24 protein-coding genes and 2 tRNA genes are annotated in these 24,518 nt (G+C 63.6%); 16 read left to right on the forward strand and 10 right to left on the reverse strand.

Annotated features, from left to right (window positions below; all coding sequences use genetic code 11):
• Positions 1-27 precede the first annotated feature (27 nt).
• The 4 genes from AC1RJW_RS02385 (at position 28) to AC1RJW_RS02400 (ending at position 2,373) form a co-directional block, all read left to right on the forward strand.
• A complete protein-coding gene (locus AC1RJW_RS02385; protein WP_034752020.1) occupies positions 28-573 on the forward strand; it encodes a phosphoribosyltransferase in 546 nt (181 codons plus the stop codon).
• A gap of 65 nt (positions 574-638) precedes the next feature.
• Entirely contained in the window at positions 639-1,148 is a 510-nt protein-coding gene (locus AC1RJW_RS02390) for a GNAT family N-acetyltransferase (protein WP_493043128.1), read from the forward strand.
• The gene (locus tag AC1RJW_RS02395; RefSeq protein WP_493043130.1) at positions 1,145-2,071 is read left to right on the forward strand and encodes a WD40 repeat domain-containing protein; all 927 of its coding nucleotides are present in this window, start codon (positions 1,145-1,147) and stop codon (positions 2,069-2,071) included. Before AC1RJW_RS02390 ends, AC1RJW_RS02395 begins: the two co-directional genes overlap by 4 nt.
• Entirely contained in the window at positions 2,068-2,373 is a 306-nt protein-coding gene (locus AC1RJW_RS02400; RefSeq protein WP_493043132.1) for an NIPSNAP family protein, read from the forward strand. Before AC1RJW_RS02395 ends, AC1RJW_RS02400 begins: the two co-directional genes overlap by 4 nt.
• A 6-nt stretch (positions 2,374-2,379) precedes the next feature.
• On the opposite strand, the gene AC1RJW_RS02405 is transcribed toward AC1RJW_RS02400, so the two are convergent.
• The 5 genes from AC1RJW_RS02405 to AC1RJW_RS02425 form a co-directional block, all read right to left on the reverse strand.
• Positions 2,380-3,039 carry a glutathione S-transferase family protein gene (locus AC1RJW_RS02405; protein ID WP_493043133.1) on the reverse strand — a complete coding sequence of 220 codons (660 nt, stop codon included), beginning with the start codon at positions 3,037-3,039 and terminating at the stop codon, positions 2,380-2,382.
• A gap of 131 nt (positions 3,040-3,170) precedes the next feature.
• Positions 3,171-4,601 carry a Dyp-type peroxidase gene (locus AC1RJW_RS02410; RefSeq protein WP_493043135.1) on the reverse strand — a complete coding sequence of 477 codons (1,431 nt, stop codon included), beginning with the start codon at positions 4,599-4,601 and terminating at the stop codon, positions 3,171-3,173.
• Positions 4,602-4,677: 76 nt separating this feature from the next.
• Positions 4,678-5,136, reverse strand: a complete 459-nt coding sequence (locus AC1RJW_RS02415) for a hypothetical protein (protein ID WP_099411643.1) — start codon at positions 5,134-5,136, stop codon at positions 4,678-4,680.
• 302 nt (positions 5,137-5,438) lie between these two features.
• Complete coding sequence (locus tag AC1RJW_RS02420) at positions 5,439-6,500, reverse strand: AI-2E family transporter (RefSeq protein ID WP_493043138.1); 1,062 nt, start codon at positions 6,498-6,500, stop codon at positions 5,439-5,441.
• Between the two features lie 226 nt (positions 6,501-6,726).
• Positions 6,727-7,449 carry a hypothetical protein gene (locus AC1RJW_RS02425; protein ID WP_493043140.1) on the reverse strand — a complete coding sequence of 241 codons (723 nt, stop codon included), beginning with the start codon at positions 7,447-7,449 and terminating at the stop codon, positions 6,727-6,729.
• Between the two features lie 185 nt (positions 7,450-7,634).
• Between AC1RJW_RS02425 and AC1RJW_RS02430 the strand changes: the two genes are divergently transcribed.
• The gene (locus tag AC1RJW_RS02430) at positions 7,635-8,261 is read left to right on the forward strand and encodes a flavin reductase family protein (RefSeq protein WP_493043143.1); all 627 of its coding nucleotides are present in this window, start codon (positions 7,635-7,637) and stop codon (positions 8,259-8,261) included.
• 27 nt (positions 8,262-8,288) lie between these two features.
• Here the strand turns inward: AC1RJW_RS02430 and AC1RJW_RS02435 are convergent, their stop codons facing one another.
• Together AC1RJW_RS02435 and AC1RJW_RS02440 are read right to left on the reverse strand one after the other, a co-directional pair.
• Positions 8,289-9,623, reverse strand: a complete 1,335-nt coding sequence (locus AC1RJW_RS02435) for an MFS transporter (RefSeq protein WP_493043146.1) — start codon at positions 9,621-9,623, stop codon at positions 8,289-8,291.
• A gap of 34 nt (positions 9,624-9,657) precedes the next feature.
• Complete coding sequence (locus AC1RJW_RS02440) at positions 9,658-10,461, reverse strand: substrate-binding domain-containing protein (protein WP_493043148.1); 804 nt, start codon at positions 10,459-10,461, stop codon at positions 9,658-9,660.
• A gap of 252 nt (positions 10,462-10,713) precedes the next feature.
• On the opposite strand from AC1RJW_RS02440, the gene AC1RJW_RS02445 reads away from it, so the two are divergent.
• Positions 10,714-11,628 carry a LysR family transcriptional regulator gene (locus AC1RJW_RS02445; protein ID WP_493043152.1) on the forward strand — a complete coding sequence of 305 codons (915 nt, stop codon included), beginning with the start codon at positions 10,714-10,716 and terminating at the stop codon, positions 11,626-11,628.
• A 39-nt stretch (positions 11,629-11,667) separates the two neighbouring features.
• Here the strand turns inward: AC1RJW_RS02445 and AC1RJW_RS02450 are convergent, their stop codons facing one another.
• Entirely contained in the window at positions 11,668-12,480 is an 813-nt protein-coding gene (locus AC1RJW_RS02450) for a FadR/GntR family transcriptional regulator (protein WP_070221971.1), read from the reverse strand.
• Positions 12,481-12,669: 189 nt separating this feature from the next.
• On the opposite strand from AC1RJW_RS02450, the gene AC1RJW_RS02455 reads away from it, so the two are divergent.
• Genes AC1RJW_RS02455 through denD form a run of 6 tightly spaced genes read left to right on the forward strand, consistent with a single transcriptional unit; the run spans position 12,670 to position 18,658 of the window.
• Entirely contained in the window at positions 12,670-13,998 is a 1,329-nt protein-coding gene (locus AC1RJW_RS02455) for an MFS transporter (protein WP_493043154.1), read from the forward strand.
• Positions 13,999-14,012: 14 nt separating this feature from the next.
• Entirely contained in the window at positions 14,013-14,912 is a 900-nt protein-coding gene (ltnD, locus tag AC1RJW_RS02460; protein ID WP_493043156.1) for an L-threonate dehydrogenase, read from the forward strand.
• Between the two features lie 20 nt (positions 14,913-14,932).
• Positions 14,933-16,234, forward strand: coding sequence for a 3-oxo-tetronate kinase (gene otnK, locus AC1RJW_RS02465; RefSeq protein WP_493043159.1), 1,302 nt, complete (start codon positions 14,933-14,935; stop codon positions 16,232-16,234).
• Positions 16,231-16,875, forward strand: coding sequence for a 3-oxo-tetronate 4-phosphate decarboxylase (otnC, locus tag AC1RJW_RS02470; protein ID WP_493043162.1), 645 nt, complete (start codon positions 16,231-16,233; stop codon positions 16,873-16,875). The genes otnK and otnC overlap by 4 nt, the downstream gene beginning before the upstream one ends.
• Positions 16,876-16,892: 17 nt before the next feature.
• Positions 16,893-17,684, forward strand: coding sequence for a 2-oxo-tetronate isomerase (gene otnI, locus AC1RJW_RS02475; protein ID WP_493043163.1), 792 nt, complete (start codon positions 16,893-16,895; stop codon positions 17,682-17,684).
• A 2-nt stretch (positions 17,685-17,686) separates the two neighbouring features.
• Positions 17,687-18,658, forward strand: a complete 972-nt coding sequence (denD, locus tag AC1RJW_RS02480) for a D-erythronate dehydrogenase (protein ID WP_493043164.1) — start codon at positions 17,687-17,689, stop codon at positions 18,656-18,658.
• 107 nt (positions 18,659-18,765) lie between these two features.
• Here the strand turns inward: denD and uvrB are convergent, their stop codons facing one another.
• Positions 18,766-20,853, reverse strand: a complete 2,088-nt coding sequence (gene uvrB, locus AC1RJW_RS02485) for an excinuclease ABC subunit UvrB (RefSeq protein ID WP_493043166.1) — start codon at positions 20,851-20,853, stop codon at positions 18,766-18,768.
• 112 nt (positions 20,854-20,965) lie between these two features.
• Here uvrB and AC1RJW_RS02490 point away from each other — a divergent pair, with 112 nt between their 5' ends.
• The 4 genes from AC1RJW_RS02490 to AC1RJW_RS02505 all read left to right on the forward strand — a co-directional run bounded on the left by AC1RJW_RS02490 (position 20,966) and on the right by AC1RJW_RS02505 (position 23,530).
• Positions 20,966-22,180 (forward strand): amino acid aminotransferase, encoded by a 1,215-nt coding sequence (locus AC1RJW_RS02490; protein WP_493043168.1) that lies wholly within the window; start codon positions 20,966-20,968, stop codon positions 22,178-22,180.
• 131 nt (positions 22,181-22,311) lie between these two features.
• Positions 22,312-22,387: transfer RNA gene (locus tag AC1RJW_RS02495), tRNA-Asn, on the forward strand.
• Positions 22,388-22,522: 135 nt separating this feature from the next.
• Positions 22,523-22,598, forward strand: a tRNA-Asn gene (locus AC1RJW_RS02500).
• A gap of 185 nt (positions 22,599-22,783) precedes the next feature.
• Complete coding sequence (locus tag AC1RJW_RS02505) at positions 22,784-23,530, forward strand: alpha/beta hydrolase (protein ID WP_493043169.1); 747 nt, start codon at positions 22,784-22,786, stop codon at positions 23,528-23,530.
• Positions 23,531-23,542: 12 nt separating this feature from the next.
• Here the strand turns inward: AC1RJW_RS02505 and AC1RJW_RS02510 are convergent, their stop codons facing one another.
• Positions 23,543-24,505 (reverse strand): alpha/beta fold hydrolase, encoded by a 963-nt coding sequence (locus AC1RJW_RS02510; RefSeq protein WP_493043172.1) that lies wholly within the window; start codon positions 24,503-24,505, stop codon positions 23,543-23,545.
• Between the last annotated feature and the right edge of the window lie 13 nt (positions 24,506-24,518).

A 24,518-nucleotide genomic window follows, 5' to 3' on the forward strand; every position in this document is an offset into this window, starting at 1 on the left:
TCACGCTAATAATAAGATTCCACTATCATGACTACCCCACAATCGAACGATCAACATCTCTGGGTCAACTGGGAAGAATACCACCGCCTGATCGAGCGCCTGGCGCTCAAGGTCTACGAATCGGGCTGGAAATTCGACCAGGTATTGTGCCTGGCGCGCGGCGGCGTGCGTCCCGGCGACGTGTTCTCGCGCATCTTTGATTTGCCGCTGGCCATCCTGTCGACCAGCTCCTACCGCGAAGACGCGGGCACGGTGCGCGGCGACCTCGATATCGCCAAGTACATGACCATGACCAAGGGCCCGCTGGCCGGCCGCATCCTGCTGGTCGACGACCTGGCCGATTCGGGCGTCACCCTGGACAAGGTCACGCGTCACCTGAAGGAAAACTTCCCTGACGTGACCGAAGTCAAATCGGCCGTGATCTGGCTCAAGGGCTGCTCCGTCGTGCGCCCCGACTACTTCCTCGACGAACTGCCGCACAATCCGTGGATCCATCAGCCGTTCGAAGACTACGACGGCCTGCGTCCGCACCAGCTGGCGGCGTGGATCAAGAAGGGCGAAGCAGGCAAGTAATTGCGTGCGCGCTTGCAAAAAAAAGACGATCGTGTATCGTCTTTTTTTTCGTCCAAGGAAATGCGATGACCATACTGACGACGGCGCGCCTGCGCCTGGAACCGATCAACGAGAGCCACTACGAGCGCATGCGCACGCTCAACACCGATCCCGAGGTGATGACCTACCTGAACGCGGGCCAGCCCGAGACGGAAGAAAATACACGCGCGGCTGTCAAGCGCATCACGGGCCGCTGGATCGAGTGGGGCTATTCGTGGTGGGCGCTGATACGGCTCGATGATGGCGAGATGGTGGGCATGGCCTGCCTGCAGCATCTCGATGGCGACAAAAACAACCCGCATGAAATCGGCTGGCGCCTGGCGCGCACGGGCTGGGGCCAGGGCTATGCCAGCGAAGCGGCTGCCGCCATCGTCGCGCATGCGTTCGACGTCGTCGGCGCACCGGAAGTGGTGGCCGTGGCTCACCCGGACAACGCTGCATCGATCAAGGTCATGACGCGCCTGGGCATGCAGTACGTGGGCATGGAACGCCATTACGATATCGACAGCGTGGTCTACCGCCTGGCCCGCCCATGACGGCAACGCGCAAGCCCCTGAAGCTGGGCTGCAGCTACGGCGTGCAGTTTTCGCCCGATGGCGTGCGCCTGGCCGTGCTGGGGCGCGACCTGGTCCTGTGGGACGTGGCGGCGCGCCAGAAACTGTGGCGCGGCAAATTCATCGCGCACATGTCGGGCATGGCATTTTCTCCCGATGGCGGCCGGCAGGCCATCAAGAGCACCACGGGCCAGCTGGCCGTGGTGGAGGCGGCATCGGGGCAACTGCTGCTGAACTTCCAGAATAAAAAGGATGGCGAAGGCTGCGGCCCCGCGTGGTCGCCGTGCGGCCGGTATCTTGCCGACGGCGGCTGGGATGGCCGGCTGCGCGTGCGCGACGCGCAAACGGGCGAAGTGCGCTTCATGCAGGAGCACCCGGGCGAGATGCTGCGGGCTGTCTACGCCATCGATGGCGGGCGGCGCTTGCTGGTCCAGCACGGCGTCAAATCGGTGGACGAGGGGCAGGTGCAGCCGCCCGACTACTGCAGCGTGTGGGATTGGCCCCTGCAGGCGGGCGGCCGCCGCGTGGTGCTGTCGCTGCCAGGACTGACGTCGTGCGCGCCGTCGCCGGACGGGGAGTCTCTGGCCGCGCTGCATCACGCGGGCGGCGAGGAGTTCCTGTCGGTATATGCGCTGGCCGATGGACGCCGGCTGGCCACGGTGCCGGTGGAGGCGGGTGGCGGCACGGGCAACGCCCTGCGCTGGCTGCCCGACGGCAGCGCGCTGGGACGCATCGGCAAGGGCAAGCTGCTGTTTTATGGCTGGCCGGGCCTCGACGTGCTGACACAACACGCTTTGATGTATCCCTGCGCGCTGGATTTTTTGCCCGGCTTGCCACTTGCCGCCATCGGCTCCTGGGAGTCTGGCATGCTCATGGATCTGAACGTTCACAAGGAAACCGCATGATTACCTGTTATTTGCGCTACATCATCGACCCGTACAAATTGCGGGAATTCGAAGCCTACGGCAAGCTGTGGATACCGCTGGTCGAACGCTTCGGTGGCCAGCACCACGGCTACTTTTTGCCGTCCGAAGGCGCCAGCAACGTGGCGCTGGCCATGTTCTCGTTCCCCAACCTGGCCTTGTACGAGCAGTACCGCACTGATTCGATGCAGGACGCCGAATGCCAGGCCGCCTTCCGCTACGCCGAAGAGACGCGCTGCATCGTCAGCTACGAGCGCAGTTTTTTCCGCCCCGTGTTTGCCTGAACAGGATCAGTCGCGTTGCGGCGCCCCCAGGGGGAAGAGGTGGCGGTACGGGCGTGCCTCTTCCACCGCGCGGGCGAACGATGGACGGGCCAGCAGGCGCGCGCGGTAGGCGCGCAGCAGGGGCAGCGTGGCGGGAATCGGCTGCGTCCAATCCGCGTAAAACAGCGAGGGAGCGGCGGCGCAGTCGGCCAGGCTGAAGTGGTCGCCGGCGGCCCAAGTCTTGCCGGCCAGGTGGGTTTCCAGCCAGGCGTAGGCGAGGTCCAGCTTGTCGCCGGCAAACGCGCGGCCTTCGCGGGTCTTCGCCGGGTCGCCAGTCAGGGCGGCACCGACCGCATGCTGCACGGGCGTCATGACGTGCAGGTCGAAATAGCGGTCGAGAAAGCGCACGTCCAGCGCCTGCATGGCGTCGTCCGGCAGCAGGCGCAGCGGGCCGGGATGGGCCAGTTGCAAGTATTCGATGATGATGCTGGTCTCGGCGACGTTGCGCTCCCCATCCACCAGCAGGGGAAACTTGCGCAGCGGCCAGCGCTCCAGCCACTGCTGCAGGTGCTGCGGCATGTCCTGCGCCAGGCAGCGGAAATCGAACGGTATGGCGTTCTCGTACAGGGCGATGAGCACCTTTTGCGTGTACGAGGAAAAGGGATGGCCGTAGAGGATCAGCGACACGGTGGGATCTCCTGTGCAAGGTTGGCAACACGCGCGTGCAGCAACGATAGTGCAATCACAGGATCAATGCAAGCGGTCCGGGCCGTTCGTGCACGGGCCGTTCCCGCTTGCATTCCTGGCTCGCCCGCCGTCTAACCGAGGCTCGCCAGGTAGCGCAATCCCGTGATGCTGGGGAAGAAGCAATACACGCCGCCCCGTGTGATGACACTGCGCGAGAAATGCTGCAGTTTTGTATTGCCGCTGCCCTTGGGGCCCACGCCGGGCAGGGTAAAGGAGCTGACGGCCGGGTCGTTGACTCCCAAAAACACGTCCTGGCCGCTGATATTGAACGTGGCATTGCCCGCCTCGGGACCGGCCGGACCGACGGCCGATTTGACGAAGGCATCGTCGTCGTTCCATTGCTCCATCAGGAATTCGAATTGATTGCGCAGGCTGGCATTGATGAAATAGCCGACCAGGCCGCGCTGCTGCGCGATGGGTGCGGCCGGATCATATTCGCTACCGTAGGGCATGGCGCGCCGCACGATGCGGTGGTGGCGGGCGGAGGTGCCCACGACGCCTTCGTCGCGCGGATTGTTGCGCCGGATATGCGCGCCGACCGGGCATTTCAGTCCCAGCGTGTCATCCAGTTCCGGCTGTGCGCCATCGACATAGTGAAAGCGGTTCAGGCTGTCGTCCGGCAGCACGGGGCCGGCCTCGTCCGGCCTGAGCACCAGTGGATTGCCGTTGCGCCAGCGCCCGCACATCTTGGCGGCCAGCATCTCGGTGCTGAGCCCGGAACTGGCCGAGCCCTGGCTCAGGATGCTGTCGAACAGGGGCACGTCCTGCTCCAGGATGCGGAAGGCGGCATAGCTGCCATTGGTGGACAGTTGCGGCGGCTGCACCTGGTAGGTGCCGCCGTTTTCATTCGGATAGCCAAGCAGGAATTCCCCCGTCTTGACGCTGTTGAGCGGATCGGGTTCATGCTCGTGCTTGCGCTGCGGGGCGCCATCGACGTCCGGCTGGGCGATGCTGTCGCGGTAGCCGAAATGCACGCGGTTGCCTGGCAGGGCCATGCCGTCGTGTGCATACAGTTCACGCCAGCCAGCGGCAAAGGCGCGGCGTAGTGTGGCCGAGGTCTCCTGCAGCACGTCCGCCGATTCGCTGACCCATAGGCTCAGCAGCGCATGCACCTGGCCATGCTGGGTGGCCGGCCCCAGGTTACCAAGCCAGTGTTCGGGGGCGCTGTCGCCCACGTCGCCCACGGCGGCGATGCTGGCCGGGTCGGCCGCGCCCCGTCGGAATGCCTGGTCAAAGGTGGCCAGGTCGGCCGCAGCAACGCCCAGCGCGGACAGGCCGGGAGCGGTAAAGCTGAGGTTCAGGAAGCAGGGCGGCTTGGGATGGATATGGCGCGCCGTGGTTATCGACGGCAGTCCGTCGCTGCCGTCGAGCAGGGCCGCGATGGTGCGCCGCGCCTGCGCCGCATCCGTGATGCTGAGGATGAAATGGCGCGCCAGGTTGACGCGGTAGCCGCGCAGGATCGTGCCTTGCACGTCGTCGTAATCGATGGTGGGATCGGCCATGCTGTCTCTCCGGGGGCTGGGGTTGTGACCGGCAGGGTGGTGGGGCCGCTTGCGCAGCCCCGGCGTGGTGTCAAGTTCAGACTGAAGCGAGGATTTGCTGGACGGTCTGCGGATAGGCGCTATACAGGCCGTTATTGGGCACGTGCTGCGCGGCGTCGTTGGCGGTGATGAAGGCTTCAAATGCGGCCACATGGTTGGCTACAGGCATCAGCGCCTTGCCGCCCACGACAAACTGCAGCAGCGCGTCGAATACCTCGCCCAGCTGGGCCACGAAATCCTCGATGTAGCCGTTGAAACTGCCGTCGTACTCGGTGATGACGCCGATGACCAGGGTGTTGGAAGCGCCCGCCGAGTTAATGTTGGGCAGCAGATTGGCCTGGGAGCGGTCAAGCAGGGTGAAGCGGGCAAAGTGCACGGTACCAATATCGGTGAGGGCGGCATTGATCTTCGCCTGGTATTCCTGCAACGCTGCGGCGATGGAAATCGGATTGGTGCCGGGCAGTACCGGCATCATTAAGCACAGTGGATTTGCCATGGGAAGCTCCTCATTACGTGGTTGTCGGGAGGGCCGACACTACGCCGCGGCGCCCACTGCGTCAAAAACTATATTTTCTGATTTGTTGCTAAATGCACACTACTGCAACATGATAGTCGATATGAAATGCGGTCTCATGTGGATAGTCGCCGGGGCTGGCCGGCACCGACGGACACTCTGCCGCCAGGCTGTTCCGGCCTGTTGCGGGAAGCGCAAGCGGCGCTGCCGGCAGCGCCGGATTCTGGACGATTATTTCTGCAGAATGGGATGGCGATGCGATGCCGGCCGCCTGGTGCCAGGCCTTAATCCTCGGCCTGGAATTCGCTGGCCGAGACGAACAGGTCCCACGAGGCGATGAACAGGGCCGCCACCACGGGGCCGATGACAAAGCCGTTCAGGCCAAACAGGGCCATGCCGCCGACGGTCGACAGCAGCACCACGTAGTCGGGCATCTTCGTGTCCTTGCCCACCAGGATGGGACGCAGCACGTTGTCGACCAGGCCGATGACGAAGACGCCGAAGGCGGCCAGGCCTGCGCCTTGCCAGATGGCGCCGGTGGCCAGGAAGTAGACTGCCACGGGTGCCCAGACGAGGGCGGCGCCGACGGCCGGCAGCAGCGACAGGAAGGCCATCAGCACTGCCCACAGCAGGGGCGCCGGCACGTCCAGGAACCAGAACGCCAGGCCGCCGAGGGCGCCCTGGGCGATCGCCACGAGAATGTTGCCCTTCACCGTGGCGCGGATCACCGTGGTGAAATTGGTGAACAGGCGCTGCTTGTACTTGCGGCTCAGCGGCACGGCGGCCTTGATGCGGGCAGACAGGCTCGAGCCATCGCGCATGAGGAAAAACAGCAGGTACAGCATGATGCACAGGCTGGTGAGGAATTCGAACGTGTACAGGCCCACATTGATGGCTTTGACGGCCACCACCTGGCTCACCTGCTTGGCGCCATCGGCCAGCTTGTCCTGCAGGCTGGCCAGGCTGGTCAGGTTGAAGCGGTCGAGCAGGTTGATCAGCCATTGCGGCAGCACCGCCATGATTTTATTGAAGAACATGCCGACCGTGATTTCGCCCGAACGCACCATCTCCACGACGCTGGCCGCCTGGTTCACGAGCGACACGGAAATGAGCGACAGCGGCAGGATGACGATGACGATGATCAACAGCAAAGTCAGCAGCGACGCGAGGCCGGCGCGGCCACGGGTTTTGACCAGGAGCCAGCGGTAGACGGGCGCGAACAGGATCGCCAGCACCACGCCCCAGAAGATGGCGCCCGCATACGGCGCCAGTATCCAGCCGAAGCCGATGGTGACGATGCTCAGCAGGAGCAAGAACACTTTCTGGTGCAGCGTGAGGATAGGCATGGCGGTAGCGGAATGATAATGGTTGAGTTGGCCCATCATAAGCGAGGCCCGGGGATGCGGGCTACACAATTGTGGCGTTGCGTGCGCCACGCCACACGTATCAGGCACATGCCGCGCGATGCTGAGATGAGCTGCCGAAAAAATCCTATGCCAGCTTGCAGATGGACGTGGCCGGAGCGCACGCCTGGGCGCAGCAATTTGCGGCTGCCGCGCAGGAGCGTGACCTTTAAAACCGGATGGGACAAGGCGCCGCCGTTCCTTCGCCGAAACCGGCATAGCCGGATCGCGCGCTGAGGTTCAGCGTCATGTTGCCCTTGTCCGGCATGTAGATGCAATATTCTCCGGTCGCCGTGACGACGCGGTAGATGCGCTTGGGGTCGTTCGGCGCGCTCCACAATTCGATGCGGGCCGCTTCGAACCACTTCGGCTTGACCGCCGCATGCGCTGCCGCGAAGCCTTTCGCCAGGCGCGTCTGCGCCGTATCGGCTGGCGCCACGAACTCCTGCGGATGCTCGGCGCGCAGCTGGCGGTCGATGGCGCCGGCTGCCAGCAAGGCCTGTTGTGCCAGCGAGCTGGACTCCATTCTTGGCGCGGCAGGCGCCGGTTCCGCGAGCAGGGCATTGTCTTGTGGTTTGTTTTGCGTAAATACCGGCGGCGCTGGGGGAACTGCGTCCTTGGGAGGCGACATGATCGGCGCGCTGGCGTGGCGGGCTGGCAGGCGTGGGGGCGGTGGATCGCGCTCGATGGGGGGCGCGACTCCTCTTGCCGGCGGCAAGGGCGGCATCAGTTGCAGCCAGACCCGGCCGTCACGTTCGATTCCCCTGTGCAACGGCCGTGTGGCCGCCCAGAACAGCGCCAGGTGCAGCAGCACAAGCGCAGCGATGTAGCGGCCCTGGGGGCGCCGGCTGAGTAAAAAATCATGCGCATGTGGGGCAAGGTCGGTGCTCATCGGTTCAACGCTTCCCGTGATGAAGGTGACACCAGTATGCAAATTTGCAACAGCGCTGTAAACAGGTTTCGGGCAGAACGCAGATTACGCCCCCCACGGTACTGGAAAGCGCGCCCGTGCGATGATTTTGTTAAGCTGTCATTCTAGGCGCCCGCTTCGCGGCGCTTCTCACTTCAGGAATCCGCGTGGCCGATCCCATCCATTTTTATGAACCTGCGAAGGGCCACGGCCTGCCGCATGACCCGTTCAACTCCATCGTCGGACCGCGGCCCATCGGCTGGATCGCCTCGCGCAGTGCAGACGGCGTGCTGAATCTGGCGCCGTACAGCTTTTTCAATGCCTTCAATTACCACCCGCCGCTGATCGGTTTTTCCAGCATCGGCCGCAAGGATACCTTGCGCAATATCGAAGAGACCGGAGAGTTCGTCTGGAATCTGGCGACGCGTCCGCTGGCAGCGGCCATGAACGCCAGCTGCGCGCCGGCACCGCCCGAGGTCGACGAATTCGCGCTGGCCGGCCTGACGCCGGCCGCCTCGCGCATCGTGCATGTGCCGCGCGTGGCGGAAAGCCCCGTGTCCTTCGAATGCCGGCGCACGCAGATCATCGAACTGCAGGGCGTGAACGGGGAAGGCGTGGGCAGCTGGCTGGTGCTGGGGGAAGTGGTGGGCGTGCACATTGCGCGCCACTTGCTGACCGATGGCGTGTACGACACGGCCGCCGCTGCGCCGATATTGCGCGGCGGCGGTCCGGCCGATTATTTTGAGATCGGACCGGACAGCCTGTTCCACATGCGCCGGCCAGCCTGGCCGTAATGCGCCGTGTGGCCAGGCCGGACTGGTTCAAGCCGGGACTGGATGGCGCTCCTTGACGATGCCGCGATAGATCAGCCACGTCGCCAGCAGGCTGATGGCGCCAGCGCCCGCCATCCAGTAGCCTGGCGCTGCCTTGTCGCCGGTGCTCTCGATCAGCAGGGTCGACACCAGCGGCGTCAGGCCGCCGAACAGCGCGGTGGCCAGGCTGTAGGCCAGCGAAAAGCCCGTGGTTCTGATGCTGGCCGGGATGATTTCCGTCAGCGCGACGATGGTGGCCCCGTTGTAGCTGCCGTAGAGGAAGGACAGCCACAATTCCACCATGAGCATGTGGTCGAAACTGGGATGGGCGACGAGCCAGGACAAGGCCGGATACGCGGTCAGCACCGGCAGCGCCGAGCACATGGCCATGATGGGCCAGCGCCCGATGCGGTCGGACAGCGCGCCCATGACGGGCAGCCAGAGGAAGTTCGACAGGCCGATGCACAGCGTGACGAGCAGGCTTTCCTCGGTGTTCAGTTTGAGCACGTTCTTGCCGAAGGTCGGCGTGTAGACGGTGATCAGGTAGAACGCCACCGTCGTGAGCACGATCAGCATCGTTCCCGCGACGACCAGCGGCCAGTTGAGGCTGATGGTCCTGAGCATCTGGCGGAACGTCGGATGCGACTTGCGCGTCAGATAGGCCTCGGTCTCCTGCAGCGAACGGCGGATGTAGAACACCACCGGGATGATGGAGCAGCCGATGAAGAACGGGATGCGCCAGCCCCAGTCCGCGATGAATTCCTTGCTCAGGGTCTCGTTGAGAAAGTAGCCGAGCGCGGCGGAAAAGATGATGGCGACCTGCTGGCTGGCCGATTGCCAGCTGACGTAATAGCCCTTGTTGCCCGGCGTTGCCATCTCGGACAGGTAGACAGATACGCCGCCCAGCTCCACGCCGGCGGAGAAGCCTTGCAGCAAGCGCCCGATCAGCACGAGGAACGGCGCCAGCAGCCCGATGGTTGCATAGCCGGGCACGAAGGCGATCAGCGCCGTGCCGGAAGCCATGATGGTCAGGGTCAGCACCAGTCCCTTGCGGCGGCCGATGCGGTCGATATAGCTGCCGAGGATGATGGCGCCCAGCGGCCGCATGAAAAATCCCGCGCCGAAGGTGGCGAAGGTCATCATCAGGGCCGCGTATTCGCTGGTGGCGGGGAAGAAGGCCTTGGCAATATACGTCGCGTAAAAGCCGAACAGGAAAAAATCGTACATTTCGATGAAGTTCCCGCTCGTCACCCGGATGACGGTGGCGATGCGCGAGGGAGGGCGTGCCTGTGCGCGTGGCGCTGTCGGCTCGGCGAGGGGTGCGGCGGTCGATGGAATGGCCATGATTTACCTATTGATGAAAGATGAGTGACGTAGCCTAGTGCGTTGCTGTCGCTGGCGCCGATGCCGGCTGCAGCCCGGTCGCTTCGATCGCGCCGGCGTTGGCAGGGGCGGCGAGAAAGCGCAGCAAGGCGCGTCCGGCTTCCGGTTCCTTGCCGCCCGGGACCAGCGCCGCCGAAAACTGCGTCATCAGCTGCACTTCCGGCGGCAGCAGGCCGACGATGTCGATGCCTTGGACCGGCAGCAGCTCGCTGCGCTGCTGGCAGCCGAAATCGGCCTCGCCATGTGCGATGATTTCGCCGACGGGGGTGGCGGGAATTTTCGCGGCCTTGCCCTGCATCTGCTCCGCGATGTGCAGTGTCTTCATCAGTTGCTTCTCGATGTATTCGCCGCTGGCGCTGTCCGAATAGGCCACCTTGTGCGCCTGCAGGAAAGCGCTGCGCAAGCCCTCGGTGGTGCTGATGTCGGGCTTTGCCGCGCCGTGGCGCACGGCGCAGGCAATCGGCGAATTGGCCAGGACCACCTTGCTGCCTGGGACCAGACGGCCTTCCTGCATCAGCTTGTCGAGCGCGTCGCCCACCATGATGACCACGTCGATTGGCTCGCCGCGTGCCAGGCGTGCCGGGATCGCATTCTTGGTGCTGCCCATCGACGGACCCCATTCGGACAGCAGATGGTCGCCGCTGGCGCGTTCGTAGGCGGGCGCCAGGTTTTTGTAGGCCTGGGCGAAGCCGCCCGAGCTGACCACGCGGATGTCGGCGGCATGCGCCGCGCCTGCGGCGAGCAGCACCAGCGCCGCGAGCAGCGGGCGCGAGGTTTGCAGCAGAGTATGCTGAGGCATGATGGTTCTCCTGATGTTAAAATTTTTTCATGAGGCGGGGTGTCAAGCCCGTGCCGTGGCGGTTGTTGAGGTGTGTTTCCGTGACGCCGGCAGCGTCGCGCCGCCGGCCGCCAGTAAAAGCGCGAACGTAGAATGGTGTCGCGTCATGTCTCCTTTTTCAGTTCAGGCCTTCTTGGCGAGGCTCATCAGTAGGATTCCATCATCGTTGAAATGGCATAATTTGATAATTGCAATTTTTCCGAGGATTAATGCATGTCACGCATCAATTACGAGCTTCATGATTTGCAGGCCTTCGTGGCCGTGGCGGAGCGCAACAGCTTTCGCCAGGCCGCGGCCGACCTGTTCCTGTCGCAGCCGGCGCTCAGCCGCCGCATTGAAAAACTCGAGGATGCGCTGGGAGTCAAGCTGTTCGAGCGCACCACACGGCGCGTACAGCTGACCAATGTGGGGCAGGTGTTCCTGGTGAACGTGCGCGATGCGCTCAACGGCCTGGAAGATGCCGTGCTGGGAGTGGCCGACCTGGCCGCGCACCGCACGGGGACGGTGACGTTCGCCTGCGTGCCTTCGGCCGTGTGGCACTTCCTGCCGGACGTGCTCAAGCGCTTCAGCGCGCAGTTTCCGAAAATCCGCGTGCGCGTGCATGACGAAAGCGCGCAGGATGTGCTTAACCTCGTGCTGGCAGGCGAGGCGGATTTCGGCATCAGCTTTACCGGCGCGGAAAATCCGGAGATTCATTTCCAGCCCATCTATGTCGAGACCTACGTGCTGGCGATGCGGGCCGATCACAGGCTGGCCAAGCGCAAGAAGCTGAGCTGGAAGGATACCGTCGACGAACGCTATATCTCGGTGGCCAAGTCGAGCGGCAACCGCAGCCTGCTCGACGCGGCGCTGGCCGGCGTGGAAAAGCATCCGTGGATCTCGTGCGAGATCAACCACGTGTCAGGCATCTTGGCGCTGGTGGAGTCGGGGTTGGGCGTGGCAGCAGTGCCGGGGCTGTCCATTTTGCCGGAGCGGCAAGGCGCGGTGGTCGGCGTGCCGCTCGTCAATCCCGCCGTCAAGCGCACGCTGGGCTTGATCAGCCGGCATCAGCACGCGATGCCGCCCGCGTCGCGCACCCTGTTCGACATGATGAGCGCGAGCATAGGAAAGCAGGGGCGGCGGGCATGAGCGCTGCAGCGCAGCGCAGGAGAATCGAGGGCCCGGACTTTATTTTTGCATGATGGGATCGCGGCCCAGCGTGCGCGCCAGCGCGCCGCCGTCGCCGCGCCAGAATTCGCGGTCGGCCAGGCGCACGCGCTCGGCCGCATGCTGCATGTGTTCCATGGCCGCCTGGCGCGCCCGCTGCGGGTCGCCATCGGCGATCGCCTGTACGATCTTTTCATGTTCGCGCCGCACCTCGATGGAAAAGTCCGTGCGCCGCGCTTCATTCGCGCGCGTCACCTTCACGGCCGAGCGGATCGGGTCGGCGAACATGGCGACGAATTTCGGCCAATAGGGGTTGCCCGTCGCTTCGGCGATGCACAGGTGCAGGCGCACGTCTTCTTCCACGCCGTCGACGCCGGCCGCCACGGCTTCCTCGATGCGGCGCAGCGCGTGTTCGATGTCGGCCAGCTGGCCCGGCGTGCGCCGCACGGCCGCCAGCGCGGCGATTTCCGCTTCCAGTCCCTGGCGCACCTCGATCAGGTTCAGCAGCGACTGCACGGACTGCTCCGTCAGCTCGTCGCCCCGTTCGCCCGTCTTCGCGCCATCCTGCGCACAGACGAACGTGCCGCTGCCCTTGCGCGTGGCGACGATGCCGTCCGCCTGCAGCAGGGCGATGGCTTCGCGAAGCACCGTGCGGCTGACGCCGAAGTGGCTGGCCATGGCTTGCTCGGACGGCAGACGCGTGCCGCCGGCCAGGCCGTCGTTGTGGATTTGCTGGCGCAGCCGTGCCGCCACCCGCGCACCCAGGGTGCCGGTGGTGAAACTGCCCGCGGCGGGCTCCGGCGGGGGAAGGGTAAAGCGGAACGTGCGGTCCATCGGGTGCATCCTTGTGCTAGCGGTTTTTATGCGGGCTTGCCTGCTTGCCATTATATGGAATATACAGCTTGACACACGTAAAACACACACATAATATACATCCATACAAATTTTAGACAAGTTGCCAGCCACCTCCGGTGGACCATAAAAACCCGGCACGGTCGATCCCCCAGCGATCAGGAGACAAGCATGGATGTATCACAAGCATTGCCCGGGCAGGCGGCCGGCGTGGCCGCAGGCCAGAAAACCATCGACGACGCCGTCTACCGCAAGGTGACCTGGCGCATCATTCCCTTCCTCATGCTGTGTTACATCGTCGCCTACCTCGACCGCGTTAACGTGGGCTTCGCCAAGCTGCAGATGCTGGCCGATCTGCAGTTTTCCGAAACCGTGTACGGCCTGGGCGCCGGCGTGTTCTTCCTCGGCTACTTCCTGTTCGAAGTGCCCAGCAACGTGATGCTGCACAAGATCGGCGCACGCGTGTGGATCGCCCGCATCATGATCACCTGGGCCATCATTTCGGGCGCCTTCATGTTCGTCACCACGCCGACCCAGTTCTACGTGATGCGCTTCCTGCTCGGCATCGCCGAGGCGGGCTTCTTCCCCGGCATCATTCTCTATTTGACCTACTGGTATCCGTCCGAGCGCCGCGCGCGCATGGTGTGCACCTTCATGGCCGCCATTCCCGTGGCGGGCCTGATCGGCGGCCCCCTGTCGGGCTGGATCATGGAAACCTTCGCCGGCTGGCACGGCTATGCGGGCTGGCAGTGGATGTTCGTGCTCGAAGCGATACCCGCCGCGCTGATGGGCGTGGCCGTGCTGCTGTACCTGGACAACAGCATCCGCGCCGCGAAGTGGCTGACGGAAGACGAAAAAGTCATCCTCGAGCAGCGCATCGCCACGGAAGCCCAGGGCAAGGTATCGCATCCGTCGATCCGCGCCATGTTCGCCGACCCGCGCATCTGGGTCATGGCCCTGATTTATTTCTGCTGCGTGATGGGCCAGTATTCGCTGACCTTCTGGCTGCCCAGCCTGATCAAGGCGGCGGGCGTGACGGGCGTGCTCAATATCGGCCTGTTCACGGCGATCCCGTATTCGGTGGCCGTGGCGTCGATGATCCTGCTGGGCCGCAGCTCGGACAAATATCGCGAACGCCGCTGGCACATGGCCATCCCGCTGGTGGTCGGCGCCGCCGCCATCGTTTGCAGCGCGCTGGCCGGTGCCCACAACACGGGCTGGGCCATCTTCTTCCTGACGATCGCCGCCGGCGGCATCCTGGCCGCCTCGCCCATGTTCTGGAGCCTGCCGACGGCTTTCCTCGGTGGCGTCTCGGCCGCCGCGGGCATCGCCGCCATCAATTCGGTGGGCAACCTGGCCGGCTTCGCGGCGCCGTACATGATTGGTTCGATCAAGGACCTGACGCAATCGACCGACATCGCCATCTACCTGCTGGCCGGCATCCTGGTGATCGGCGCGTTCATCATCATGCGCGTGCCGGCCAAGCTGGTGAACAAATAAGACTGGAGTAGCAGATGAACGTGGAAATGAAAAAAGTGGGCGTGATCGGCCTGGGCGCCATGGGCATGGGCATCGCGCAATCGTTGCTGCGCGCGGGCTTTGACGTGCATGCCTGCGACGTGCGCCCGGAAACCGTGCAAACGCTGGTCGACAAGGGCGCCCATGCGGCGCAATCGCCGGCCGCGCTGGCGGCGCAGGTGCAGGCCTTGCTGATCGTCGTCGTCAATGCGCAGCAGACGGAAGCCGTGCTGTTTGGCGAGCACGGTGCTGCCAGCGCCCTGGCGCCGGGCGGCGTGGTCATCGCCTGCGCCACCGTGGCGCCCGAATTTGCCGAAGCGCTGGGTGCGCGCCTGGCGGCCATGGGACTGCGCTTCATCGACGCGCCCATTTCCGGCGGCGCGGCCAAGGCGCAAGCCGGCGAGATGTCCGTGATGGCGGCCGGGGCGCCCGACGCGTTCGACGCCTGCGCGGGCATTTTTGACGCCATCTGTGTAAAGTTGTACCGCCTGGGCGAACGGCCGGGGCAGGGGTCCAAAGTCAAGATGATCAACCAGCTGCTGGCCGGCGTGCACATCGCCGCCGCCGCCGAAGCGATGGCGCTGGGCTTGCGCGCCGGCTGCGACCCGGACGCGCTGTACGAAGTGATTTCGAACAGCGCCGGCAGTTCGTGGATGTTCCAGAACAGGGTGCCGCACATCTTGAAGGGCGACTATACGCCGTTATCAAGCGTGAACATTTTCGTGAAAGACCTCGGCATCGTGCTCGATTACGCGAAAAAGAGCGTCTTTCCACTGCCCCTGTCGGCCACGGCGCACCAGATGTTCATGCAGGCGTCGGCGGCAGGCTTTGGCGGCGAGGACGACTCGGCCGTGATTAAAACTTTCCCCGGTATCGATCTGCCGGCGAAAGCGTAACTGAATCAAAAGGAACCATCATGACTGTATTACTGGGATGTATCGCCGACGATTTCACGGGTGGCACCGACTTGGCCGGCATGCTGGTCAAGGCCGGCATGCGCACGGTGCAGCTGATCGGCGTGCCGCAAGGTCCGCCGCCAGCCGATGTCGATGCCGTCGTCATCGCGCTCAAGTCGCGCACGAATGCGCCGGACGAGGCGGTGGCCGAATCGCTGGCCGCGCTGGCCTGGCTGCAGCAAGCCGGATGCCGCCAGTTCTACTTCAAGTACTGCTCCACGTTCGACTCCACGCCGCGCGGCAATATCGGCCCCGTGGCGGAAGCGCTGATGCGGGCGCTGGGCACGGACTTCACGATTGCCTGCCCCGCGTTTCCCGCGAATGGCCGCACCATCTACAAGGGCAACCTGTTCGTCGGCGACGTGCCGCTGGCCGAATCCGGTATGCGTGATCACCCCCTGACGCCGATGACGGATTCGAATCTGGTGCGCGTGCTGCAGCAGCAGGTGCAGGCCAAGGTGGGCCTGGCCGATTACAGTGTGGTGGAGAAGGGCGCGGCCGCCATCGCCCAGCGCTTCACGGACTTGCGCGGCCAGGGCTGCCATTTTGCCGTCGTCGATGCCGTGTCGAACCGCGATCTGGAAGCCATCGGCGCCGCCTGCGCGGATCTGAAACTGATCACGGGCGGCTCCGGCATCGCGCTGGGACTGCCGCAGAATTTCCGCCAGCGGGGCCAGTTGTCGCCCTCGCATGCCGGACAGGCGGGGCGCTTGCCGCCGGCGTCCGGATTGCGCGCCGTGATTTCGGGCAGCTGCTCCGTGGCCACGCAGCAGCAGGTGGCGCACCTGCGCGAACTGGCGCCGTCCTTCCACGTCGACCCTTTGCAGCTGGCCGCGGGCGGCGAGGTGGTCGATGCCGTCGTGGCGCAGGCGCTGGCCTGGGCGAATCAGCACCTGGCGCAAGGTCCCATTTTGATCTATGCCACGGCCACGCCGGACGCCGTGCGCGCCGTGCAGGCGCAGCTGGGCGTGGAGCGTGCCGGCGCCCTGGTCGAGGAAACCCTGGCCGCCATCGCGCAGGGCCTGGTGCGCCTCGGCGTGGGCCAGTTGATCGTCGCCGGTGGCGAAACCTCGGGCGCTGTGGTGAAGGCGCTGGGCGTGGCGGGCTTGCGCATCGGCCCCGAGATCGACCCCGGCGTGCCGTGGACGCTAGCCTTGCCCGCGCCGGGGGACGATGGCAGGGCGCCGTTGGCGCTGGCTCTCAAGTCCGGCAATTTCGGTACGGCCGATTTCTTCAGCAAGGCCTGGCAGGTGCTGGCATGAGCGCCACCGAATCGCGCCAGCGCGAGCTGATCGTCGACTTCGGCAAGTCGCTGTTCGAACGGGGCTTGACGGCGGGCAGCAGCGGCAACCTGAGCGTGCGCCTGTCCGACGGCTGGCTGCTGACGCCGACCAACGCCAGCCTGGGCCGGCTCGATCCGGCGCAGCTGTCCAAGCTCGATTGGGACGGCAAGCTGATCAGCGGGGCGCCGCCGTCCAAGGAAGCGTTCCTGCACCGCGCCATGTACGAAGAGCGGAGCAGTGCGGGCGCCATCGTGCACCTGCACTCGACCCATTCGGCCGCAGTGTCGTGCATGTGCGGCTTGAACCATGACGACTGCATCCCGCCGCTCACGCCATATTTTGTGATGAAGGTAGGGCGCTTGCCGCTGGTGCCGTATCACCGTCCGGGCGACCCGGCGCTGGCCGGCGCGATCGGCGCCATGGCGCGCAAGCACTCGGCAGTGCTGCTGGCCAATCACGGTCCCGTCGTGTCGGGCACCAGCCTGGAAGCGGCCGTGTATGCGGCCGAGGAACTGGAAGAGACGGCCAAGCTGTTCCTGCTGCTGCGCGACGTGCCCACGCGCCCGCTCGACGCGGCGCAGATCGCGGACCTGAAGCAGACATTCAAACTCGAACTATAGAATTCAAGGAGACACGCATGCCCCGTTTTGCCGCCAACCTGACCATGATGTTCAATGAAGTGCCTTTCCCGCAGCGCTTTGCCGCCGCCGCGCAAGCGGGTTTCCAGGGCGTCGAATTTCTGTTCCCCTACGATTACGCGCCGCAGGAAGTGGCCGGCTGGCTGCGCGAAAACAAGCTGCGGAACGTGCTGTTCAACCTGCCGCCGGGCGACTGGGCGGCCGGTGAGCGGGGCCTCGCCTCGCTGCCGGGCCGCGAAGCGGAATTCCGTGCCGGCGTGGCGCGCGCCATCGCGTATGCTCTGGCGCTGGGCACCCCGCGCGTGCACATGATGGCGGGCCTGCTGCCCGTGGGTGCCGACGTCAATCTGCACCGCGCCACCTACCTGGCCAACCTGCGGTACGCGGCGAAAGCCGTGGGCGAGCATGGCATCGAGCTCTTGATCGAACCGATCAACGGGCGCGACATGCCCGGCTACTTCCTCGTCACGCAGGCGCAGGGCCATGCGCTGCGCCTGGAATCGGGCGCGCCCAACGTCAAGGTGCAGATGGATTTTTATCACACGCAGATCGTCGAGGGCGATATCGCCATGACGTTCAAGAATAACTTCGACGGCATCGGCCACGTGCAGATCGCCAGCGTCCCCGCCCGTAACGAACCGGACGATGGCGAAGTCAACTACCCGTATCTGTTCAGGCTGCTCGACGAGCTGGGCTACGAGGGCTGGATCGGCTGCGAATACCGTCCGCGCGGGCGCACCGAGGATGGCCTGGGCTGGCTCGCCGCACACAACAACACACAAGGAGCATGAAGATGAAAGTACTGATTACCGGCGGCGCCGGTTTCCTGGGACAGCGCCTGGCGCGCCAGTTGCTGGCGCAAGGCCGGCTGACGGACAGCCACGGCCAGTTGCAGACGATCAGCGAGCTGGTATTGGTCGACGTGGTGGCCGCGCACGATTTCAACGATGCGCGTGTCAAGGTCGTCACGGGCGATATCGCCGACGGTACGCTGATGCGGGCCACCATCGATGCGCAGACGGCGTCGATCTTCCATCTGGCCGCCATCGTCAGCGGCCAGGCGGAAGCCGATTTCGAGCTGGGCATGCGCATCAACCTCGATGCCTCGCGTTTGCTGCTCGATATCTGCCGCGAACTGGGACACAAGCCGAAAGTGGTCTTCACCAGCTCGGTGGCCGTCTACGGCGGCAAGCTGCCGGACGTGGTGCAGGATACGACGGCCCTGAATCCCCAGTCGTCGTACGGCGCGCAAAAGGCCATCGGCGAATTGCTGCTCAATGACTACAGCCGCCGCGGCTTTGTCGATGGCCGCGTGCTACGGCTGCCGACCATCAGCGTGCGTCCCGGTAAGCCGAACAAGGCGGCATCCTCGTTCGCCAGCGGCATCATCCGCGAACCGTTGAATGGCGAGGCGGCCGTCTGCCCCGTGTCCACCGATTTGCGATTGTGGCTGCTGTCGCCGCGCGGCGCCATTGCCTCGCTGATCGCCGGCCACGAACTGGCGGGCGAGGCCTTTGGCGCCAGCCGCACGGTGAACTTGCCGGGCTTGAGCGTGAGCGTGGGCGAGATGATCGCCGCGTTGGAAGAAGTGGCCGGCAGCGAGGTAACAGCGCGCATCAGCTACGCGCCCGATCCGGCCGTCGAGCGCATCGTCAAGAGCTGGCCCGGCGCCTGGGACACGGCTCGCGCCGAGGCGCTGGGCTTGACGGCCGATGCGGATTTCGCCAGCATCATCCGTGCGTATATCGACGATGTGAAAGCATGAAGCCGCGTAATCCGACAATATTGCTGGCGTTGGTTTAAGTGCTGATGTCGGATTGCGCTGGCCTGTCAGCCAGCTAATCCGACCTGCGCCATGCCAGCGCGTGGGGTTTATTTGCCCAGTATCGACGCCACATTGTCGGTGCCGGGCGCGCCGAACAGCTGCTGCTTGAGGATGTGCAGCTGGTCGCGCACCTGCGCCGCTTTTTCGAACTCGAGGTTCTTGGCGTGGTCGACCATCAGTTTTTCCAGGCGCTTGATTTCCTTGCTCACCTGCTTCTCGCTCATCGCTTCGAACTTCGCCGCTTCCTGCGCCACCTGCAGGGTTTCGCGCGCTTCCTGCGGGCTGTAGACGCCGTCGATCATTTCGCGGATCGATTTCTTCACGCCGATCGGGATGATGTTGTTGGCCGTATTGAAGGCGATCTGCTTGGCGCGGCGGCGTTCCGTCTCGTCGATGGCGCGGCGCATGGAGTCCGTGATGCGGTCGCCGTACAGGATCGCCGTGCCGTTCAGGTTACGCGCGGCGCGGCCGATGGTCTGGATCAGGCTGCGCTCGGAACGCAAAAAGCCTTCCTTGTCCGCGTCGAGGATGGCCACCAGCGACACTTCCGGCAAGTCCAGGCCCTCGCGCAGCAGGTTGATCCCCACCAGCACGTCGAAGGTGCCCAGGCGCAGGTCGCGCAGGATTTCCACGCGCTCCACCGTCTCGATATCGCTGTGCAGGTAGCGCACCTTGATGCCATGGTCGCCCAGGTATTCCGTCAATTGCTCCGACATGCGCTTGGTCAAAGTTGTCACCAGCACGCGTTCGTCCTTCTTGATGCGCTCGACGATTTCCGACATCAGGTCGTCCACCTGCGTGCTGGCGGGGCGCACGATGATTTGCGGGTCGACCAGGCCGGTCGGGCGCACCACCTGTTCGACCACCTGGTCCGAATGGTTCTTTTCGTATTCGGCCGGGGTGGCCGAGACGAACACGGTCTGGCGCATCTTCTGCTCGAATTCCTCGAATTTCAAGGGCCGGTTGTCGAGCGCCGACGGCAGGCGGAAGCCGTAGTCGACCAGGTTGGTCTTGCGCGAGCGGTCGCCGTTGTACATGGCGCTCAGCTGGCCCGTCAGCACGTGCGACTCGTCGAGGAACATCAGGGCGTCGGGCGGCAGATAATCGACCAGGGTCGGCGGCGGTTCGCCCGGCAGCGCTCCGCTCAGATGGCGCGAATAGTTCTCGATACCCTTGGTAAAACCGATCTCCGCCATCATTTCCAGGTCGAAGCGCGTGCGCTGTTCCAGCCGCTGCTCTTCGATCAGCTTATTCTCCTTGCGGAAGAACTCGAGGCGCTCGCGCAGCTCGTCCTTGATGGTTTCCACGGCGCGCAGCACGGTGGAGCGGGGCGTGACGTAGTGCGAGCCCGGATACACGGTGAAGCGGGGGATCTTTTGCCGTACGCGGCCCGTCAGCGGGTCGAACAGCTGGATCGATTCGATCTCGTCGTCGAACATTTCCAGGCGCACGGCCAGTTCCGCATGCTCGGCGGGGAAGATGTCGATGGTGTCGCCGCGCACGCGGAAGGTGCCGCGGCCGAAATCGACCTCGTTGCGCGTGTATTGCATCTGGATCAGGCGCGCGATGACGTCGCGCTGGGCGACCCTGTCCTTGACGCGCAGGGTCAATATCATCTGGTGGTATTCGTTCGGATTACCGATACCGTAGATGGCCGAGACGGTGGCGACGATGATGACGTCGCGCCGCTCCATCAGCGATTTGGTGCACGATAAACGCATCTGTTCGATATGTTCGTTGATCGACGAATCCTTTTCGATGAACAGGTCGCGCTGCGGCACGTAGGCTTCCGGCTGGTAGTAATCGTAGTAGCTGACGAAGTATTCGACCGCGTTTTGCGGGAAAAAGTCGCGGAACTCGCTGTACAGCTGCGCTGCCAGCGTCTTGTTCGGCGCGAAGACGATGGCGGGCCGGCCCATGCGCGCGATGACGTTGGCCATGGTGTAGGTCTTGCCCGAACCGGTCACGCCCAGCAGGGTCTGGAAGGCCAGTCCGTCGGCAATCCCCTCGGAAAGCTGGGCGATTGCCGTGGGCTGATCGCCGGCCGGAGGGAAGGGCTGGTGCAGCTTGAAGGGGGAGTCCGGGAAAGAGATAATTGCGCTTTCCGCCTCGCTGGCGGTAGATAATTCGGGCATGTGAATCAGACCTTTGTTAGAATAGTGCTCTGCTGGCGGCCCTGGCGTTGTATTTTGGGGCGCTGTCTACAACTCCGCTGTGAACCTGCTTCCAATCGAATCCAATCTTATCATGACGAACCCAACTGTTTCTGCCAGTCTGTTTAGCGCCATCGAGATGGCCCCACGCGACCCGATCCTGGGCATCACCGAAGCATTTAACGCGGACCAGAATCCCGCCAAAATCAATCTGGGCGTTGGCGTCTATTATGACGACAACGGCAAGGTGCCTCTGTTAGCTTGCGTACGCAAGGCGGAAGCCATCCTGATCGAACAGGCCGCCCCACGCACCTATCTGCCGATCGAAGGCCTGGCTGCCTACGACAAGGCCGTGCAAGAACTCGTATTTGGCGCCGACAGCGCCGTAATTCAAGAGCGCCGTGCCGTGACCGTGCAAGCCATCGGCGGCACGGGCGCACTGAAGATCGGTGCCGACTTCCTGCAGCGCTTTGCGCCGGGTGCCCAGGTCTACATCAGCGACCCGAGCTGGGAAAACCACCGCGCGCTGTTCGAGAACGCCGGTTTCGTTGTGAATAACTACACGTACTACGACGCCGCCACCCATGGCGTGAACTTCGACGGCATGCTGGTCAGCCTGAACGCCATGCCAGCCGGCTCCATCGTCGTGCTGCACGCCTGCTGCCACAACCCGACCGGCGCCGACCTGAGCGTCGCCCAGTGGGACCAGATCATCGCTGTCGTCACGTCGCGCGGCCTGGTGCCGTTCCTGGACATGGCCTACCAGGGCTTCGCCAACGGCATCGCCGAAGACGGCGCCGTGGTACGCCGCTTTGCCGACGCGGGCGGCCCGCTGCTGGTGTCGAACTCGTTCTCGAAATCGTTCTCGCTGTACGGCGAGCGCGTGGGCGCCCTGAGCGTCGTCGCCTCGAGCGCCGATGAGGCGGCCCGCCTGCTGTCGCAGCTGAAGCGCGTCGTGCGTACCAACTACTCGAACCCGCCTACGCATGGCGGCAAGGTGGTTGCCACCGTTCTGGCCACGCCGGAACTGCGCCAGCTGTGGGAAGAGGAACTGGCCGGCATGCGCGTGCGCATCCGCGAAATGCGCAACGCCTTCGTGGAAAAGCTGAAAGCCAAGGCGCCAGGCCACGACTTCGAATTCGTGCGCCAGCAAATCGGCATGTTCTCGTACTCCGGTCTCACCAAGGAGCAGGTGGCATCGCTGCGCGAGCAATCGATCTACGCCGTCGACACGGGCCGTATCTGCGTGGCAGCATTGAATTCGCGCAACATCGACATCGTTATTGACGCGATCGCCAAAGTGCTTTAAGATCTTGCTTCTTCGGCGCTGCATGCAAGTGCGGCGCTGATGGCAGTAGAAGGTCGGCGATGGCCGTGTTTGCCAGGATGCAGTATCAGTCTTGCAAATATGGAGCAAGCGACATATAATATTGCCTCTTTTCCCTGATAGCTCAGTTGGTAGAGCGACGGACTGTTAATCCGCAGGTCCCTGGTTCGAGTCCAGGTCGGGGAGCCAGAATTCGGAAGGCCACGTTGAAAAACGTGGCCTTTTTTGTTTTTGCGCCGCCGGCGCAGGCGTCATGGCGGGCATAAGAATTTCCCATGGGAATCTGGACATGTGCTTGCTTGCCCTATATAATACGGCCTCTTTTCCCTGATAGCTCAGTTGGTAGAGCGACGGACTGTTAATCCGCAGGTCCCTGGTTCGAGTCCAGGTCGGGGAGCCAGAACATCAGCAGTATCGAAAAGCCCAGCCATTATGGTTGGGCTTTTTGCGTTTCAGAGCCTGCATGAGGCATCCGTGTCATCACTCTTGATCCAGCGCAGAGGCCGCCCGGCGCCCGGCGCTATGCTGGAGGCGACAAGGCGCCGGCAGGCCTGTCATCGCCTTCAACTTCCTGGTGGGGCTGAAATGGATGAGGTCACAAGTGTTGGGTCGGCAACGATCGTGCTCGTGCATGGCGGTTTTGTCGATGGGTCGGGTTGGGAAGGCGTTTACCGGGCGCTGCGTGACGAGGGTTGCCACGTTGCCATTGTGCAAAACCCAACGCTATCGCTGGCGGACGATGTGGCCGCGACCGTGCGGGTCATCGCCGCGTCGCCGGGTCCCGTGGTCCTCGTCGGCCATTCGTATGGCGGCGCCGTGGTCACGCAAGCGGGGAACGATCCCAAGGTCAAGGCATTGGTCTACATCGCGGCGTTTGTGCCGGATCAAGGCGAGTCTGTCGATTCCTTGCTGAAGAATGCCCCGCCTGGCGCGCCGGTGCCGCCGATCTTGCCGCCGCACGATGGCTTCCTGTTGCTCGACCAGAAAAAGTTTGCGGCCGCCTTCGCGGCCGATGTGCCCAGGGACAAGGCCCGTTTCATGGCGGCATCGCAAGTGCCCTGGGGAGTGGCCGCGCTGACCGGCGTGGTCAGCGCGCCAGCGTGGAGGAGCAAGCCCAGCTGGTACCTGGTCGCGACCGAGGACAAGATGATTGCACCGGCGATGCAACGCGAGATGTCCGAACGCGCGGGCTCGAAGGCGGTCGAAGTCGCCGGCAGCCATGCCATTTACATTTCGCAAGCCCATGCGGTGGCGACGCTGATCCGCAAGGCCGCCGCCAGCATTGCCGGCGGCCAGGCCAGCCTGTCGGCTTGCGGGAGTGACGTCACGTGACGGGGCGTGGTATCAGGACTTCGGCGCCGCATCCAATGTCTTGATGATGGCTTCCTGGAACTGCACCGGTTCATCCTGGTGAATTTGATGCCCGGAATGGTCAAAGAAAAACAGCCCCTTCTTTGGCGCCTTCAATGTCTCAAAATACGCTTGCGTGATCCTGGTCGAGGTCTGGATATCGTTTTTGCCGACGAAGAAATACACGGGGCAGTCAACGCTCTTCAAGGTCCTGGGCAGATCGATGTTCATGACTTCGTTCCAGACTGGCGACCAGGTTTTCGACCATTGAAGAAAGCCCGTCTTGAAGCCCTCGCTCGTGGCAAATTCCTTGCCATCCTTGTAAAAAAGCCATTTCCTTAAATAAAACATGCTTTCGTCACTTGCAAACGGGAAACTGACGCTGTCCAGTTCCTGGCTGGCGACGGCATTGTCCTTGAAATGGACTTTCAAGGTTTTCAGCAATTCTTTCTCGCTTTCCAGCTGGCTCACGACAGGATTGGAAGCGAAATAGGCATGCAGCAGTTCCGGATGATGCTTGACGATATAAAAGCCCAGGACGTTGCCCCAGGAACTGCCCAGCAAGTATATTTTTTCCTGCTTGAGCTCTTTTTGTAGAAACGTGATGACCTGGTACGTGTCCTGTTCCATCTGCGCGACGGAAGGCTGGCTTGGCGATGGATTCAGTTTCAGGGTTTTTCCCGCATCGCGCTGGTCCCATTGCACAAGCGTAAATCTCTTTTTCAGGATGGCGGTAAACGCATCCGCATTCTTCATCATCGAACTTCCCGGCCCGCCCGATAAAAAGAGAAGAGCAGGCTTGTTGGAGTCATCTGTTTTGATTTCCACAAACTGCTTTATCCCGCCAATGTCGGGAGTCAGCAGCGCGTCGATGGCACGCGGAACGGGTTGTGCTTTACATGCATAAAATGGGATCAAGGCGATGAATAACACGGCCAGTATGCTGTTTTTTGTCATGGGCTGGTATGGA

It is taken from the genome of Janthinobacterium sp. GW822-FHT07A03, assembly GCF_058798815.1.